The organism is Desulfofundulus salinus, from assembly GCF_003627965.1.
Taxonomy (GTDB): domain Bacteria; phylum Bacillota; class Desulfotomaculia; order Desulfotomaculales; family Desulfovirgulaceae; genus Desulfofundulus; species Desulfofundulus salinus.
In genome coordinates, this window is the sequence record NZ_RBWE01000001.1 from 1,900,312 (window position 1) to 1,916,773 (window position 16,462).

Below are 16,462 nucleotides of genomic sequence, written 5' to 3' on the forward strand. Positions count from 1 at the left end.
CGTGCCGGGGTAAAATATTTTTGCCACTGCCCTAAAACGGCCTATTCATCTCTACTTCCGAACATCGCAATTGGCTCCAAAAGGTGTTGTTACCTGGCCGGAGTGTCGTTAACCAATTTTCCCAGGGAGCCATTAAATATATTAACCCGCGAAATACGGGATGACAAGACTGGTGGTTGTTGCTAAAATGAAAGAAACCTGAAAACCTTTGCGAAAGGGGGGAATGTCCCGGAGCGAAAAGATTATCCCTGGGCAGGTTAACGCAAAATAGACTTTCACCGCGCCGGGGATAAATAAATCGCACGGGCTTTTGAATGAGTATTGAGCTGTGTAAAATAGTAAACGAAACACAATTTCATAACCCCTTCCAGGGGTTTGCCTTAACCAGCACCCCAAGCGAAATTAGGTTTGATCCCTTAACCGGCCAAAGGGTGCGTATTTTGCCTTTGCGCAACCGCAAATTACCCCGCCACGATTGGACGCCCTTTGTGGAGGAATCAAGGCAGAAGTTTTGCCCATTTTGCCCCGAAAACCTTGAAAAGGCCACGCCCCGTTTTCCCGAGGATATGATACCCGGGGGCCGTTTGAATTACGGTCAGGCAGTGGTAGTGCCAAACCTGGCACCTTACGAGATTTACGCCGGGGTAACAGTAATGGGACCGGAGCATTACCTGTCCATGACCGCACTAACGCCCGGCATTATCGTCGATAGCTTCCGGGCGGCGCTGGACTTTCTTAAATTAGTTGAAGCTTACGATTCCGAGCGGGCCCGCTACGGTTCTGTGAACTGGAATTACATGCCCTATTCCGGCGGTTCTATAATTCATCCGCACTTACAAGTTTTATGCGGGCCACAGCCCTGCCGCTACGATGCGGAATTGATTGATCACGGAAGGGTTTACCTGGAAAAAAACGGCCGAAACTTTTGGGCAGATCTTCTGGAGTATGAACAGGAAAAGGGAGAACGTTACCTGGGCCAGGTGGGAAACATCCACTGGCTGGCTACCTTTGCCCCCCGGGCCCTGTGTGACGTTACGGCCATCCTGCCCCATAAAACAACCATCGCAGATGTCCAGAACCAGGATTTACAAGACCTGGCAGAGGGCCTGCTCAAGGTTATTCGTTATTACGATAATATAAACATCGCCAGTTTTAACGCGGCCCTGTATACCGCCCGGCAAGAGGACCGGGGTTTCTGGATCACCGTCCGGATCGTGGGACGTTACACCATTTACCCTCTGGTGGGAAGTGACTTCAGCCATCTCCAGGTGCTCCACGATGAACCGTGGACATTACATTTACCTGAAGAATTGGCCCAGGAATTGAAAACATACTTTAAGTAGAACACACTTTACTTTTTTTGCGAGGCAAAGCCTGCCGATTTACCGGCAGGCTTTAATATCAACCTCGCTAATAAAATCAGGGAGGAAATTACTATATGGCGGCGAATAAACACATATGAGAGAAATATATGGGGGAGGTGTTACCGGTGGGGGGGCGGTGTATCATGTGCGGTCGTTTAGTAGAAGTTGAAGAATTTAACCCGGATTCATACGATGATTACGAGGATGAGGATCTACAACCTAAAAAGTCATCTATTTTAATTTGTCAGTTATGTCAAGCAAAATTACGCCACGAAGCAGATGAGGCACAGAAAATTCCCAAGCCCATGTAATTTTTAAAGTAGCACCCGGACACCTCGGAGCAAGGGACGCTTCCGGCATCGCAACAGGGGAGGGTCATGTGTTGGGGATAACTTTAAGGTTATCTAAAACATTGCTAATTTTGGGTCTCTTTATTATCCTGGCCCTGATATACTGGGGGGCGGGTTTTTATACCGACTGGCTGTGGTTTAAATCCTTAAACTTTGAAAAAGTGTTTTTAACTATTCTGCTTTCGCAGTGGGCCGTAGGGCTGGTTGCCGGGCTAACGGTCTTCCTGGTCATTTTTATCAACCTGCTATTTACCCGCGGCCCGCTGATTAAGGCAGCCGAGACCAGGCCGATCAGTAATGGCGACATAGTCACCCTTTACCAGCCCCCCTGGAGCAGGTATGTCCAATCAAGGAAATTAACCGCGGTCATGGCCATTTTAAGCCTCATTCCGGCATTTCTGACCGCCCTGCCCGTAACCGATAATTGGAATATAGTCCAGCAATTTCTGCACAGCACCTCCTTTAACCTGAAAGATCCCATTTTCCATCGTGATGTAGGGTTTTACGTATTTCAGTTGCCCTTTTACCACTTTATCTACCGGCTTTTATTGTGGATCAGCGTGCTCAGCTTGCTGGCCGTAAGCGGCATCTATGCCCTGATTGGCGGCACCGCTCAAAACGGCTGGAAAAGCATTTTTCGTTTTGAGCAGGCCAAATATCACCTGTCGGGCCTGGCGGCGGCATTTTTCCTCCTGCGGGCCTGGGGGTATCGCCTGGATCAATACATGTTGCTTTATTCCGAGCGAGGAGTAGTCTATGGCCCCGGCTATACCGATATTCACGCTAACCTGCTGGCTTACAAGGTCTTGTTTGTTCTGGCCCTGGCCTGTACGGGGATTATTCTACTGAATATCTTTCTTTCCCGATTCCGGCTCGTTCTTTATACTATCGGTTTTCTGGTCGTTGGCTCTATAGTCCTGGGAAGTATTTATCCCGCCGCGGTTCAAAAATTTATTGTCGTTCCCAACGAGATGAACCGGGAAAAGCCTTATATTGAAAACGCGATTAAATTTACCCGCCTAGCCTATAAACTGGATAGCATCGAAAGAAAGTCCTTTCCCGCCGGCCGGGAGTTAACCGCGCAAGATCTCAAGAATAACCAGGATACCATTGACAACATCCGGCTCTGGGATTACCGCCCCTTGCAGCAAACTTACAGCCAGCTGCAGGAAATGCGTCTCTATTACCAGCTGAAAAATATTGATATCGACCGCTATATCATCGATGGCCGTTACCGCCAGGTGATGGTGGCGGCAAGGGAATTAAACCAAAGCCAGTTGCCCCCCCAGGCGCAAACCTGGGTAAACCTGCACCTAAAATACACTCATGGGTACGGTATTGTCATGAGCCCGGTCAATGAGGTGACCAGGGAAGGCTTACCACGCTTCCTCATCAAAGATATTCCTCCCACCACCCATACGGACCTGAAAATCGAACGCCCGGAAATTTATTTTGGTGAGGTCACGGATAATTATGTAATCGTCAATACCAAGAGCCCCGAATTTGACTACCCCAAGGGAGATGAAAATGCCTGGAGTACCTACCAGGGGAATAAAGGCGTCAAAGTTGGCTCTCTGGTGCGGCGGTTGCTCTTTGCCATCTCTTTCGGGGACTACCGGCTGCTTCTTTCCGGAGACATCACCAATGAGAGCCAGGTGCTTTATTACCGCAACATCTACGAACGCGTACCTAAATTGGTACCTTTCCTGACATACGACAGAGATCCCTATATTGTACTGGCCAACGGCAAACTGTACTGGATGTGGGATGCCTATACAACCACCAACATGTTCCCTTACGCAGAACCATATAACCACCGGCTGAACTACATCCGCAACGCAGTGAAGGTCGTGGTTGATGCCTACGATGGAAGCGTCGATTTTTATATTGCCGACAAGGATGATCCCATAATCCAAACCTACAGCAAAATATTCCCGGATGTCTTCCGGCCCCTTACCGAAATGCCTGAAGAGCTGAGGACACACATTCGTTACCCCGAAGACCTCTTCATGATCCAGGCGCAAAAATATGCCATTTATCACATGGAGGACTACCGGATCTTTTATAATAAAGAAGATAAATGGGATAGGCCCACCGAGATAGTTGAAGACAAGGAACAACCCATGGAGGCCTATTACATCATCACCAGGCTACCCGGGGAAAAAGAGCCCGAATATATACAGATCCTGCCCTTTATTCCCCAAAACAAAAAGAATATGGTGGCCTGGCTGGCGGGCAGGTCGGATGGCCCCAATTACGGACGGTTGCTGGTTTACGAGTTCCCTAAACAGGAACTGGTTTACGGCCCCATGCAAATTGAAGCGCGCATTAACCAGGATACCACCATCTCCCAGCAACTGTCCCTGTGGGACCAGCGGGGTTCCCGGGTCTTCCGGGGCAACCTGCTGGTGATACCGATCAAGGATTCCCTGTTGTACGTGGAGCCGTTATACCTGCAGGCAGAACAAAGCAAAATGCCCGAACTGCGCCGGGTGATTGTAGTCCACGGCGACCGGGTGGTCATGGAACCAACTTTAGAGGAGGCCCTGAAGCGCATCTTTACCGATGGCAAAGGGGAACCGGGCGCAACCACACCGGCGGCTAAACCTGACACCGGTGGCCAGTCGCTGGCTGAATTGGCACGGGAGGCCAGCAGGCTTTACGATCAGGCTATGGAAAGGCTTAGAAGCGGAGACTGGGCGGGTTATGGTGATTCTTTACAGCAGTTAAAACGTGTTTTAAATGAACTGACAGCCCGAACAACGGAACAATAAAAACCCCGGAGTATAAATAGTACCATCAAAGGGACCCGGGGCAAAAGGGAGGAGAAAAAATGTTTTTCGAACAATGGTGGCAGGGGGTTGCCTTTGGCTTTTTCACCATGCTGGTGATGCTGGTGATTGGCTCTGCGTTCACCACTATGTGGAAAAAGTATGAGGATGTGGAAGAAAAGCCAACCCATAGCTGCGACGCCCATGGGCATCACTAAACGTAAGCAGCAGCAATCCACCTAAAGCGTTTAATCTTTTACCGGTCCTGACGCCGGTAATTTTTTCATGGAGGGTTTCCTGATGCCTTTCATAACCCTTGAAGGGCTCAATTACCATTACGCCGCTGGGATGCCCCAAAATAAGGATCCAAAGCAAACCATCCTTTTTATTCACGGAGCGGGGGGAAGTCACCGCCACTGGCTTCATCAGCTCAACGGGTTAAAAGAGGAATACCTGGTGCTGGCAGTGGATCTACCCGGCCACGGCCAGTCGCAGGGAAAAGCAGCCGATGCTATTGCCACTTATCGCGAATTTATTTATGCTTTTGCGGAAAGGCTAACTGGTCATCCATTTTTCCTGGCCGGACATTCTATGGGAGGGGCAATCACCCTGGATTTCGCCCGCTGTTATCCGGAGAAACTGGCCGGGATGGTCTTAATTGGAACTGGTGCCCGCCTGCGGGTGCTACCTGTTTTGCTGGAGACCTTCCAAAAGAGCGAACACTACGAGGGTCTGATCCAACTGGCTTACGGCAAAAACGCGCCCCCGGCCCTGCTGGAAGCTGCTCGCAGGGAAATGGAATCCGTTCCACCCTCAGTATACCTGGCAGACTTTACGGCCTGTAACGGTTTTGACTTGATGGATGTCTTGCCTTTTATTGACGTCCCCGCCATGGTCATTGCCGCCGATCAGGACCTGCTCACGCCGGTAAAGTACGGCCAGTATCTGCAACAGAAGCTGCCCAGGGCCGAACTAGAGATTATTCACGGGGCCGGCCACATGATGATGCTGGAACGGCCAGGGGAAATAAACGCTATTATAAAACGATTCCTGGAGAAACACAGCACCATTACGGGGAATCATTGAGTTAATCAGGATGAAAGAAAAGTGTGGGGATAAAAGCGAGTAATGCTGTTTTTGCTTAAAACGTATGGGGGAGGTTCGACCATGGCTGGTCCAGCCAAAATTAAACGCATTGGTGTATTAACCGGCGGGGGCGATGCTCCCGGACTAAACGCCGTCATCAGGGCGGTGGTAAAAGTAGCCATCAGGGAATATGGGCTTTCGGTAATTGGCTTTTTAAACGGTTTTGGCGGATTGATTAAGAACCAGGCCCGGGAGCTTACGGAAAAGGATGTAGTCGGTATCCTGCCCCGGGGCGGAACCATTCTGGGTACCACCAACCGGGACAACCCCTTCCATTATCCCGTGGTCAAAGGCGGGAAAAAGGTATTTGTAGACGTCAGCGACCGCATTTTTGAAAATATCAGCATTCATGGGGTAGATGCCCTGGTGGTTATCGGCGGAGATGGCAGCCTGGCCATTGCTAAAGAGCTACATGCCAAAGGTTTAGCCGTGGTTGGAGTTCCGAAGACCATCGACAACGATTTGCTGGCTACTGACCAAACTTTCGGTTTTGATACTGCCCTTACCACTGCCACCGAAGCTCTGGACAAGTTGCACACCACGGCAGAATCTCACCACCGGGTTATGGTTCTGGAGGTAATGGGGCGTTATGCCGGTTGGATAGCTCTGGCCGCCGGGGTAGCCGGTGGGGCGGATGTGATCCTGATTCCTGAAATTCCCTATCACATTGAGAAGGTCATCGATATGATCAACCAGCGGGAAGTACAGGGTAAAAAGTTTAGCATCATCGTTGTAGCTGAAGGGGCCAGACCAGTGGACGGAGAATTAGTGGTTCAAAAAAGGGTGGAGGACAGCTTTGATCCCATCCGTTTGGGCGGTATTGGTCATGTGGTGGCTCAACAGGTCGAGGAAGCCACCGGAAAAGAAACCAGGGTCACCATACTGGGACACCTGCAAAGGGGAGGTTCGCCCACGGCCTTTGACCGTATTCTGGCAACGCGCTACGGTACGGGGGCAGTCCGGCTGGTTATGGAGGGACGTTTCGGACACATGGTCTGCCTCCGGGGTACCAGCATTGATGCCGTACCCCTGACGGAAGCTACAGGTCAGATCCGCTCCGTCCCCCTGGACAGCGATCTGCTGCTCTCGGCAAGGCAACTGGGAATTTGCCTGGGAGATTAAGTTGTTTTGACCAACATTATCGTTTTGGTAGGGGAGGGATAGAATTGCTCACCGTGGATATACCGGAGCGGGGGGTACTACAGCTGCAACATCTTGTTCTGGATTTTAACGGCACGATGGCCAAAGACGGCACCCTGCTTCCGGGAGTAGAGGAAAGGCTGAACACCCTTGCTGAACAGCTAGTGATCCACGTGCTTACGGCCGACACCTTTGGGACGGGGGAAAAGGCCTGCCGCAATATCAAGGCCTTCGTACACGTCCTGAAGCCGGGGGAAGGGGGTATCCAAAAGCTAAAATTTATTGAGAAACTGGGCACACAACATACAGTAACCATTGGCAACGGTACCAACGACAGCCTGATGCTTAAAAATGCCGCCCTGGGAATCGTTGTCCTGGGACCGGAAGGCACCTCGGTACAGGCCCTTCTGGCAGCCGACGTGGTGGTCACGGACATCTGCGAGGGCCTGGACCTGTTGCTGCATCCCAAGCGGCTAATCGCTACCCTGCGCTTATAGAAGGGTAGGAGAAAGGAGTGACCTTTCTGTGATCCACAATTACACTGAAGTGGCAGTGCAAAGGTTTTTACCAGAGGTATTAAAAGAATATGCCAAAAACAACCCCGGGACCTGTACCTGTACCCGCTGTCAGGAGGATATTATGGCTCTGGCTTTAAATCAATTGCCCCCTCACTATGTGGTGTCCGATGAGGGCACGATTTATACGAAAGTAAATTTTGACCAGATAAGCGGGAAGGCACAGGTAATCGCAGCGATTACCAACGCCATCAAGCAAGTGGCCGCCAACCCCAGGCATAACAAATCCCGGCCATAAGCAGGAGGGGGTAGGCATGCAATATGAACCACCCCTTTTCCGGCCACCCAGTGAAGCCAGCAGTTTAATTTTAAAGATTACCATCGGTTGTTCCCACAATGCCCTGTGCTTTTTGCGGCATGTACAAGGGATCCGGGCAGGGTTTCATTGCGTCCGGATTATGCCCGGGGTTTGTAACGCAAAAATTTCCTATAGGGCAAGTTGCCTTTTGGGCAACTTTTTTATTTAACCAGGTAAAAACGTAAAAAATTTCCCTTCTCCCACATAATGTCAATTTTTAACAAGGATGTATTTACCTTCTAGTCGTATACTATTCCAATAAGAACAAAGGGGAGGGAAAAAGAAATGAAACTTTGGCACGTTGTCATTACGGCCCTGTTTTTTTTGTTGCTGGCAGAAGGGAGCCACCTGGCCGCTAACACCACCCAACAGAATGAGATATATGCTATCATTATAGGGTCGGTAGAGGACGATTCCTGGTGGCAAGCACGAAACCGGGATGAAGTTAAGAAAAAGCTGGGAAAGTATTACGCCGAACCATTATTATCCGAGATAAGTGAGCGGGCATGGGATTTTATCGCCCGGCCCACCGATTGGTATTGCCGGGCTACCGTTACCGATGTTTCCCTTAAGTACCGGACATCAGATAAGGCAACCGTAAACGTAACCCTGCTGAACACCGATCTCATCACCGGGCAAATTCAAAAGGGAACAGGACATTTTAGTTTACATAAAACTCCATTGGGCTGGCGCATTGTTTCTGCCGATTACCGCTGGGAGGAAGAAGTCAACGCCCAATAAGTTATCAACGAAGGACTTGGAGCCCAAAGACGATAGCGATATAATATAATGGTAATATAATGGCAGTAGGGAAACCATCAAAAAAGGGGCGTGGGGTTTTTGAAAATCGGTGTTTTTACCGATAGCTACCGTCCATACACCAGCGGCGTGGTACGGTCCATAGATACTTTTACCGCTGAACTAACCAAACTGGGACATGACATCTATATCTTTGCCCCCAATTACCCTAATTGCTCCAGGGAAAAGCGGGTTTTTCGTTTTCCATCCGTCCCGGCCCCGACAAACCGGGATTTTGCCCTGGCGGTACCCTTTTCCTTTCGCCTGAAACCCACCATCAACCAATGGCAACCTGATATTATTCATGTTCATTCACCCTTTTTACTCGGGCGAGTAGGGGCTCGTTATGCCCATAAACTGGGCATCCCCCTGGTTTTTACCTTTCACACTCTTTACGATCAATATGTCCACTACGTACCCTTTGCCCAGGAAGTTACACGGGAACTGACCAGACGCTTTTGCCGGGACTTCTGCAACCGGTGCGATCTGGTGGTTGCGCCCACCGGCATTATTGAGGAACATTTAAAAAAAATGGGGGTGCGTACGAAAATTAAAGTCATACCCACCGGCATCAATCTGGAGGAATTTACGCAAGGGGATAAAAACTGGTTACGCCGGGAACATGGAATTAAATCGGAAGAAAAGATCCTGCTTTTTGTGGGACGGCTGGGGCAGGAAAAGAACATCAGCTTTCTGTTATCCTCTTTTGCGGAACTGAGCAGGGAGATCCCCAATCTAAAACTGGTTTTGGTGGGTGGAGGCCCGGAAGAGCTCAATTTGAAAAGACAGGCTGCCCAGCTTGGTATAGGCCAGCAAGTAATATTTACCGGCACGTTAAATAGAACGGAAGTAATTAACTGTTATCAGGGGGCCGATCTCTTTGTTTTTGCCTCCAAAACCGAAACCCAGGGGTTGGTACTGGCTGAAGCCAAGGCAGCCGGACTTCCGGTGGTGGCCGTTAAAGCTTTTGGTACAAGTGAAATGGTCAGAGACGGAGAAGATGGTTTTCTGACTCCGGAAAATAAGGACCTTTTTGTAGCAAAAATAAAAGAGCTCATCACAAACAACGACCTGTGGCAAAAAATGGCCGCCCGGGCAAAAAACAACGCCCAGTTGCTTTCTTCCTGCCAATCAGCTTTAAATTTAGTTGCCGAATACCATGCCCTCCTGGGAAAAAAGCATAATCATTTTATGCGCAGCTCGGTCTAAAGTTACAATCTAAAGTTCTAAAGCTCATATTAAAAAACATCGATTTAAAAACATCGAAAATGCTTATTGCGGGATACATTTATGGGGGGAAGAGGATTGGAAACATGGTTGCCACTGATAGGAGGTTATCTGTTTATTTTCTTTGCCCGGGTAGTAGACATGTCCCTGGACGTGATCAGAGTATTGATGCTGATGCGGGACAAACGGTTGCTGGCAGCTGCAGTTGGTTTTCTTGAGGTCTCCGTGTTCATACTGGCCCTTAATAAAGTATTGGCCGGAGGTTTAAACGACCCCGTTAAAGTAATAGCTTATGCCGGCGGTTTTGCAACAGGAAATTACATCGGCAGCCTTATCGAAGGCAGACTTGCCCTGGGCTACCTGTCACTGCAAGTGTTCCCGGCACCACAACTGGCCCCCCAGTTTATCGAAAGGTTGCGCCAGGAGGGCTTTGGTGTCACTAGCGTGGAGTGTCAGGGCCAGTGTGGCGAGAGGACGGTTTTGTTCGTACTTCTTAAGCGACGTGACCTGCAGCGGGCACTATCCATTCTGAATAAGCTTGATCCCAACACATTCTTTAATGTCTCGGACGCCCGGTTGATCCATGGAGGAGTTTTTCCATCTAAAGGCAAGTAAAGGAAAGAGATAAAGGCAGAAGAGTATATACCCCGATTACGTCAGGTATTTAACGGGCGGTGCTTAAAAGACCCGGTTCTAAAGATGTAGTCTGGCCGCCGGGCTGATCCGTTGTATCCGGTTTCTGCAGGGGAACCACGGTAGGGGCACCGTTCAATCCCGTAATGATCAGATACTCGTGGCCAGTGGCATTATCCCGTAGAACAGTAAAACCGCCCAAATTTTTAGTTTCGGAATGCTCATAAATAATCTTAAAACGCTGGGCCTGTCCGTCGGATGCCCCAGGGAGCTGCCCACGGTCGATCTCACCGGCATCCCGGGAACAACCGATCAGGACGATCGTAAGAAAAAGCAAAAAACCTAGAATAGCAGTACGCATAAAAAAGCAACCTCCCGCTTATGGAAATCACCACTTGCTGAAAGCCTCCTACAACGATTATTATATTTCAGCATGTGTAACATTTCAAAGGTTCCCAGGAAAGAAAATATAGAGAATCTCCATAGGCATAAAGAACTTATTATTAAACTTTATTAAACTGCACCTTGTCCACAAGCTGAGTCAGGGCCGGGGCGTAGACGTCGGCAGCAATTCTTTAGGGTCATGGATGCGAATAGACTTGCGAGAGCCGTGGTCGCGCCGAAGTGGCAAGAGTTCTCGGGGCTGGTTGACATAATACTTATTATAGGAACCTTCAGCAATAAAACTCCAGGATCGTGTTAATCTAAACTCCTCCGATTCCGATGATCATTGCCCTTCACCCAGTGGTGCTTTTCGAAAGTAAGGATTTCCTTCTGGGGTTGCTTTTTGGCAGGATAATCAACCAGTTTTAAACAGTTGGCACAATTATCACAGATTTTGTTCGGGTTCAGCTCGCAAATGAAACAATCACAGCAGTTGTCGCAAATTTTCCCCTCTTCTAATATACACATCTTGGTAACTTGTTTTATTTTATCCATGCTGAACCCATCCCATCTTTCCCATCTTTTACGTCATCTTTTATATCACCTTTATTTTATTACATTCCGCCATAAAGATCAGCAGTATTTCCCTTAACGGGCTAATCTACTACTTAAAAGGGAAAATAATAATCTTATCTGTATCACTTTTACTTCTTCTTTGAGCCCAGATGGGCGGAATGAATTTTATGTTTACCTTTTTAAGTCCTCCATTTAAGTCGCCCACCGAGTCACCTCCATGGTATAATGTAAATATTAATGGATTGGTGTAACCCAAGCGCACAGGGAATTGTAAAGGAGGAGTCAACCATGGGCGTGATTAAAGAAGCAGAGTTACCGGGGTTAGGCAAAAAATACCTGGTGGAACTGGAAGGCGGAGAACGTATCGGTGTGGTCGTCTACGACGAAGGTTTGCGGGACTTATTTTATTTTGCAGCCGGAGAGAACGAGCCTGCGTACACGGTAACGCTCACCGACCAGGAAGCCCGGCAGATAGCATCTATTCTGGGTGGAGTTTTTTATCAACCGAAAATGTTGGAAAAATTGGAAATGGCTATTGCTGACCTGCGCATTGAGTGGCTAAAAGTAACCCCACAGGCGCCGGCAGTGGGAAAAAGTATTGGCGAGCTAAACCTGCGCAAAAACCACGGGATTAACGTTATCGCCATTATTGAAGACGCCGGCCGGGGCAAAAAGAAATGTACGGCCATAAACCCCGGTCCCAGTTTTGTTTTCCTTCCCGGCCAGATGGTAGTGGCGGCGGGAAAAGCGGGGGACATTGAGGCCTTCGAGGAGTTGATCACAGGGGGAGGGGTCCAAAACGGTGCCGTTTGAGACCACGACCAATCTAACTATTATTTTCTTCCTCATCACCCTGGCCGTTTTACTAGCCAACAAGCTTCATTTCTCATCCATCCCCTTGCTCATCCTTCTGGGCATCCTTTTTGGCCCCTACGGTCCCCACAACGAATGGTTTGATTTAAGACTGGTGCAGAACTGTGAACTGGTGTCTTTCCTGTCTCATCTGGGGGTCCTGCTACTGCTTTTCTACCTGGGTCTGGAGTTTTCGGCCAGCCGGGTGGTGCAAAATGGCCCCACCATCCTCAAAGGTGGCACTGTTTATGTGGGGCTGAACTTTCTGCGCGGCCTCATCCTCGGTTGGGTGTTTTTTCATTCCCTGCCTGAAACGCTCATTGTGGCCGGGATCACCACCATTTCCAGCAGCGCCATGGTGACCAAGCTGCTCATGGAACTGAAACGCACCGCCAACCCGGAGACGGAACTGGTTCTGGGTTTTATGGTCTACGAGGACGCCTTCATGGCTGTTTATCTCTCCTTACTCTATACCTACTTTTTAACGGGAGGAACTTCCTTTACAAGCGGGCTCCTTAGCGGCCTGGTTACTCTGCTTTTTATCCTCGCCGTTCTATTCTCAGGTCCGCGATTTAGCCCCTACCTGGAAAGATGGCTGCACATCCGCAGCGGAGAGTCTTTTATTGCCATTGGCTTTACCCTTCTCCTCTTTACCGTCCTGGTGGCTGAAAAGCTACACGTGGCTGAAGCAGTAGGCGCTTTGCTCCTGGGCCTGATCCTGGCTGAAACCTCCCATGCCAGACGTCTCGTACAGATGATTGCGCCCATGCGCGACCTCTTTGGAGCCGTTTTTTTCTTCGCCTTTGGTATGGGTATAGACTACCGTGAGTTTTCGGTCGTAGCAGGTATCACTGCCGTGGCGGTATTGGCTACCGTCTTTGGCAACCTCTTCACCGGGTGGTTCAGCGCCTGGATTTGTGGCTATCGCGGACGATCGGCCCTGAACGTGGCCAGCATCATGATCCCCCGGGGGGAACTGGCTATTTTGGTTGCCGGCATAGCAGCCAGTGCTCAACTTACGGCAGCGTTCCAGCCCTTTGCCGCCCTTTATGTACTGGCACTCGCGTTAGTCAGCCCACCGCTGGCTAAAAAGTCGGGTCGGATACACAACATCGTGACTAATATTTGGTCAAGCCTGCGCCCTGCAAAACAATCCTCCAAGGCCAGTTAGTTAGACCCCTCCTTCCCCCGCTTCCCTACCCGGTATTCAAAAGCGCCGATACGGGTAGACACGACGCCACGGACAACAAAACGGAGTAGTAAGATGATACTACTCCCCTTACTTCCACGCCGCCGGCTTTTACCCGTAAAAGGCCCCCGACTTACTTATTCAGGTCTTCTATGGAGTTAATAGTTACGTAATCCGGTACTACCAGACCAATTTTAGCCCCCTCCAGGTTGGGACCGAGATTATCCACCTTGTCTTTCACCTGTTGATAATAGTCCCCGTGGGTGTACGGCAGCCAGGCGGCTACAATGGCATCAAAATGACCGGCTCCTATACCCGTCCACATTACTCCCGCATCAACTGCCTTGAGCTCAACGTCATAACCTAATTTCATGAGCACATGCTTCACCACGTGGGTACTGGCAATCTCGGAATCCCACTCCACATAGCCCAGCTTGATTTTCTTCAGGTTACCCTTGGGTACCCCTTCGGGAATCCATTTTTTCACTTTATCCTCATTTTCCCGGATCCACTTTTGGGCCGCTTCATCGGGATCCATTTTGTTCACATTAATATCAAGCATTACCGCTTCCATGTCAGACGGTTGCCAATAAAATGCATCCAGCATCTGATACGCAGCCGGAGCATCTTTCTGCAAACCTTTGCGCGCAATGGTGGCTATGTGCTCTTCCCCTCCATAAACTCCCTTGGGATCTTCCAGGTACTTGAGGTCCCACCTGGCAAACATCCAGTGGGGCGTCCAGCCGGTAACCACAATCCACTTTTTGCTTTCGATGGCCGACTTCAACGCAGCCACCATAGCAGCACTGGAACTATCCTTTAAGGTGTAGTCCAGACTGTATTCCTTGATCGCCTTTTCAGTAGCCTTCATAATCCCTGCTCCAGGCTCAATGCCTATGATCTCCCCGTTAAACTTCTCTTTAACCGTTCCCTGACCGGCCTCCTTTTCACCCGTTGTACAGCCAAAAACGGCAGCCATGAGGAAGACCAGCAATGTCGCCAACGTCAGTGCTCGGTATTGCCTGAACATAATTAATTCCCCTTTCGTATGTTTTTCTGCCCTAAAGTTTGGGTAACCCGGTCTAGAATGATGGCCAGGATAACAATGGCCAACCCGCCCTCAAAGCCCCTGGGAATGTCCAGCCTTTGCAGGCCGCGCAACACCTCGCCACCCAAACCTCCTGCCCCAATCATGGCCGCTATTACGACCATGGAAAGAGACAACATGATACACTGGTTAACACCGGCCATTATCGTAGGTAAAGCCAGCGGCAGTTGCACTTTAAGCAATTTTTGGGTACGCGTGGAACCGAAGGCTTCCGCAGCCTCCAGAAAATCCACTGGAACCTGCCTGATACCCAAACCCGTTAGCCTGATGACCGGCGGCATGGCAAAGATTACCGTGGCTAGAAGGGCCGGTACCCGGCCAATGCCCAATAGAATTACTGCCGGTACTAAATAAACAAAGGGAGGCATGGTTTGCATAAAGTCAAGAACGGGCATAGTCATCCTGTGCACCAGGTCACTCCACGCAGTTAATATGCCCACAGGCAAACCGACAATCAGGGCTAAAAACGTAGCACAGATTACCAGGGCCAGGGTTTCCATAGCCGGTTCCCATAGATTAAGGTTGTAAATGAGCAATAGGCCAACACCGCTCCACAAAGCCACATTCCTCTTACTGAGGAACCAGACCAGGACAACCAGCAGCGCAATGAGAATAAACGGGTGTACCGCCAGCAACAGGCCGGTTAAGAGACCCATCAGATGGTCAAAGTTGGTATTAATAAAGTCAAATAAACCCCCAAAATGTTCCTTTAGGAAATTGATGAGCACCTCCACCCAGTGGCCCAAAGGAATACTGAAAATCACTTCATTCCCCCTTTCCGTACCAGGGCTGCCAGCAATGCCCCGCGCACAATAACACCTAATAGGCGGTTCTGATCGTCGATTACGGCCAGGGGAAATTTGGAATGGGCCAGGAGCGGGATTAGATCATTTAATGGAGTCTCAGGGGTCGCAGTAGGAAAATCATGGCGCAAAATTTTCGAGAGATCCTCCTTGTTACTTTCGCTTGCTTCCAAAGCTTCCTCCGCCGCGATCAGCCCTGCTAATTTACGATCACGGGTTACCACAAAGATACTGGAAAAGCCTTCCTTACGCATGCGGCGCAGGGCTACCCGCGGGCCGTCTTTTAAGGATACGGTTCCCGCCGGCCGCATCACATCTTCAGCTGTCAGCACCCTGGTTACATCCACGTCTTCGACAAATTTAGCCACATACTCATCGGCCGGCCGGGTCAGGATTTCCTCAGGGGTACCTACCTGGACAATGCTGCCGTCCTTCATCAGGGCAATGCGGTCGCCAATCTTTAAGGCCTCGTCCAGGTCATGGGTAACAAAAATGATGGTTTTATTCACCTTGCTCTGCAAGGACAGCAGCTCATTTTGCATCTCACGGCGGATCAAGGGATCCAGGGCACTGAAAGCCTCGTCCATTAAAAGGATATCGGGATTGCTCGCCAGAGCGCGTGCCAACCCCACCCGCTGCTGCATTCCTCCACTCAGCTGGTCCGGCAGAGCCATCTCCCATTCGTTTAACCCCACCAGTCCCAGCATTTCCCGTGCCCGGGCATAGCGCTCGTCCCTTTCTACCCCTTGAATTTCCAGCCCGTAGGCCACATTGTCCAGCACCGTGCGGTGGGGGAAAAGGGCAAAACGCTGAAAAACCATGCCCACCTTCTTGCGCCTGATTTCCCGCAGGCGAACATCGTTGGCGGCAGTAACATCTTCATCGTCGATAAACACTTTACCCCTGGTAGGCTCTACGAGGCGGTTAATACAGCGCAGGACGGTAGATTTTCCACTTCCGGAAAGTCCCATGATGACAAAGACTTCCCCTTCACGCACCGCAAAATTGACGTTATTAACGGCAACGGTCTGCCGGGTCTTGGCTAATATTTGTTCTTTACCCCATCCCTGATCGAGCAGAGACAGGGCACTTTCGGGATTAGACCCAAAAATCTTCACCAGTCCCTGAACCTTGATTTTATCCGTATCCGTGAACCTCCTTTCCCAATAAACTTTTTGCTTTCATAATTTTATCAATGAACAAATATACCAGTCAACCCGTCTATATTTGCTAAGTTGGCGGATATCC

At 49.8% G+C, this 16,462-nt stretch carries 17 protein-coding genes and 1 pseudogene; 14 read left to right on the forward strand and 4 right to left on the reverse strand.

The window, feature by feature from the left end:
• Nucleotides 1-431: 431 nt before the first annotated feature.
• From D7024_RS09770 to D7024_RS09820, 12 genes and pseudogenes are all read left to right on the forward strand, one after another.
• Nucleotides 432-1,343: a hypothetical protein gene (locus tag D7024_RS09770; protein WP_243113847.1), complete on the forward strand. Its 912-nt coding sequence runs from the start codon at nucleotides 432-434 to the stop codon at nucleotides 1,341-1,343.
• Between the two features lie 164 nt (nucleotides 1,344-1,507).
• On the forward strand, nucleotides 1,508-1,675 hold the full coding sequence (locus D7024_RS09775) for a hypothetical protein (protein ID WP_243113751.1): 168 nt from the start codon (nucleotides 1,508-1,510) through the stop codon (nucleotides 1,673-1,675).
• Nucleotides 1,676-1,746: 71 nt separating this feature from the next.
• Nucleotides 1,747-4,488: a UPF0182 family membrane protein gene (locus D7024_RS09780; protein ID WP_121451627.1), complete on the forward strand. Its 2,742-nt coding sequence runs from the start codon at nucleotides 1,747-1,749 to the stop codon at nucleotides 4,486-4,488.
• 59 nt (nucleotides 4,489-4,547) lie between these two features.
• Entirely contained in the window at nucleotides 4,548-4,703 is a 156-nt protein-coding gene (locus D7024_RS14840) for a hypothetical protein (RefSeq protein ID WP_165859337.1), read from the forward strand.
• Between the two features lie 82 nt (nucleotides 4,704-4,785).
• On the forward strand, nucleotides 4,786-5,571 hold the full coding sequence (locus tag D7024_RS09785; RefSeq protein WP_121451628.1) for an alpha/beta fold hydrolase: 786 nt from the start codon (nucleotides 4,786-4,788) through the stop codon (nucleotides 5,569-5,571).
• Nucleotides 5,572-5,652: 81 nt separating this feature from the next.
• Nucleotides 5,653-6,753 carry a 6-phosphofructokinase gene (locus D7024_RS09790; protein WP_121451629.1) on the forward strand — a complete coding sequence of 367 codons (1,101 nt, stop codon included), beginning with the start codon at nucleotides 5,653-5,655 and terminating at the stop codon, nucleotides 6,751-6,753.
• A 44-nt stretch (nucleotides 6,754-6,797) separates the two neighbouring features.
• Nucleotides 6,798-7,268, forward strand: a complete 471-nt coding sequence (locus D7024_RS09795) for an HAD family hydrolase (RefSeq protein WP_121451630.1) — start codon at nucleotides 6,798-6,800, stop codon at nucleotides 7,266-7,268.
• A 28-nt stretch (nucleotides 7,269-7,296) separates the two neighbouring features.
• Complete coding sequence (locus D7024_RS09800) at nucleotides 7,297-7,584, forward strand: late competence development ComFB family protein (protein ID WP_121451631.1); 288 nt, start codon at nucleotides 7,297-7,299, stop codon at nucleotides 7,582-7,584.
• Between the two features lie 16 nt (nucleotides 7,585-7,600).
• Nucleotides 7,601-7,712 (forward strand): annotated as a pseudogene (locus D7024_RS15665) (radical SAM protein); the annotation flags it as partial.
• 217 nt (nucleotides 7,713-7,929) lie between these two features.
• The gene (locus D7024_RS09810) at nucleotides 7,930-8,385 is read left to right on the forward strand and encodes a hypothetical protein (RefSeq protein ID WP_121451633.1); all 456 of its coding nucleotides are present in this window, start codon (nucleotides 7,930-7,932) and stop codon (nucleotides 8,383-8,385) included.
• A gap of 90 nt (nucleotides 8,386-8,475) precedes the next feature.
• Nucleotides 8,476-9,651 carry a glycosyltransferase family 4 protein gene (locus D7024_RS09815; protein WP_341466974.1) on the forward strand — a complete coding sequence of 392 codons (1,176 nt, stop codon included), beginning with the start codon at nucleotides 8,476-8,478 and terminating at the stop codon, nucleotides 9,649-9,651.
• 96 nt (nucleotides 9,652-9,747) lie between these two features.
• Complete coding sequence (locus tag D7024_RS09820; protein ID WP_121451635.1) at nucleotides 9,748-10,284, forward strand: DUF2179 domain-containing protein; 537 nt, start codon at nucleotides 9,748-9,750, stop codon at nucleotides 10,282-10,284.
• 49 nt (nucleotides 10,285-10,333) lie between these two features.
• On the opposite strand, the gene D7024_RS09825 is transcribed toward D7024_RS09820, so the two are convergent.
• The gene (locus D7024_RS09825; RefSeq protein ID WP_121451636.1) at nucleotides 10,334-10,663 is read right to left on the reverse strand and encodes a hypothetical protein; all 330 of its coding nucleotides are present in this window, start codon (nucleotides 10,661-10,663) and stop codon (nucleotides 10,334-10,336) included.
• A gap of 887 nt (nucleotides 10,664-11,550) precedes the next feature.
• Here D7024_RS09825 and D7024_RS09835 point away from each other — a divergent pair.
• Together D7024_RS09835 and D7024_RS09840 are read left to right on the forward strand one after the other, a co-directional pair.
• Complete coding sequence (locus tag D7024_RS09835) at nucleotides 11,551-12,075, forward strand: cation:proton antiporter regulatory subunit (protein ID WP_121451638.1); 525 nt, start codon at nucleotides 11,551-11,553, stop codon at nucleotides 12,073-12,075.
• The gene (locus D7024_RS09840) at nucleotides 12,065-13,285 is read left to right on the forward strand and encodes a cation:proton antiporter (RefSeq protein ID WP_121451639.1); all 1,221 of its coding nucleotides are present in this window, start codon (nucleotides 12,065-12,067) and stop codon (nucleotides 13,283-13,285) included. Before D7024_RS09835 ends, D7024_RS09840 begins: the two co-directional genes overlap by 11 nt.
• Nucleotides 13,286-13,436: 151 nt before the next feature.
• Here D7024_RS09840 and D7024_RS09845 read toward each other — a convergent pair whose 3' ends face one another.
• Genes D7024_RS09845 through D7024_RS09855 form a run of 3 tightly spaced genes read right to left on the reverse strand, consistent with a single transcriptional unit; the run spans nucleotide 13,437 to nucleotide 16,332 of the window.
• A complete protein-coding gene (locus D7024_RS09845; RefSeq protein WP_121451640.1) occupies nucleotides 13,437-14,333 on the reverse strand; it encodes a glycine betaine ABC transporter substrate-binding protein in 897 nt (298 codons plus the stop codon).
• Nucleotides 14,334-14,335: 2 nt separating this feature from the next.
• Nucleotides 14,336-15,175, reverse strand: a complete 840-nt coding sequence (locus D7024_RS09850) for an ABC transporter permease (protein ID WP_121451641.1) — start codon at nucleotides 15,173-15,175, stop codon at nucleotides 14,336-14,338.
• Nucleotides 15,172-16,332 (reverse strand): quaternary amine ABC transporter ATP-binding protein, encoded by a 1,161-nt coding sequence (locus D7024_RS09855; RefSeq protein ID WP_243113752.1) that lies wholly within the window; start codon nucleotides 16,330-16,332, stop codon nucleotides 15,172-15,174. Before D7024_RS09855 ends, D7024_RS09850 begins: the two co-directional genes overlap by 4 nt.
• Between the last annotated feature and the right edge of the window lie 130 nt (nucleotides 16,333-16,462).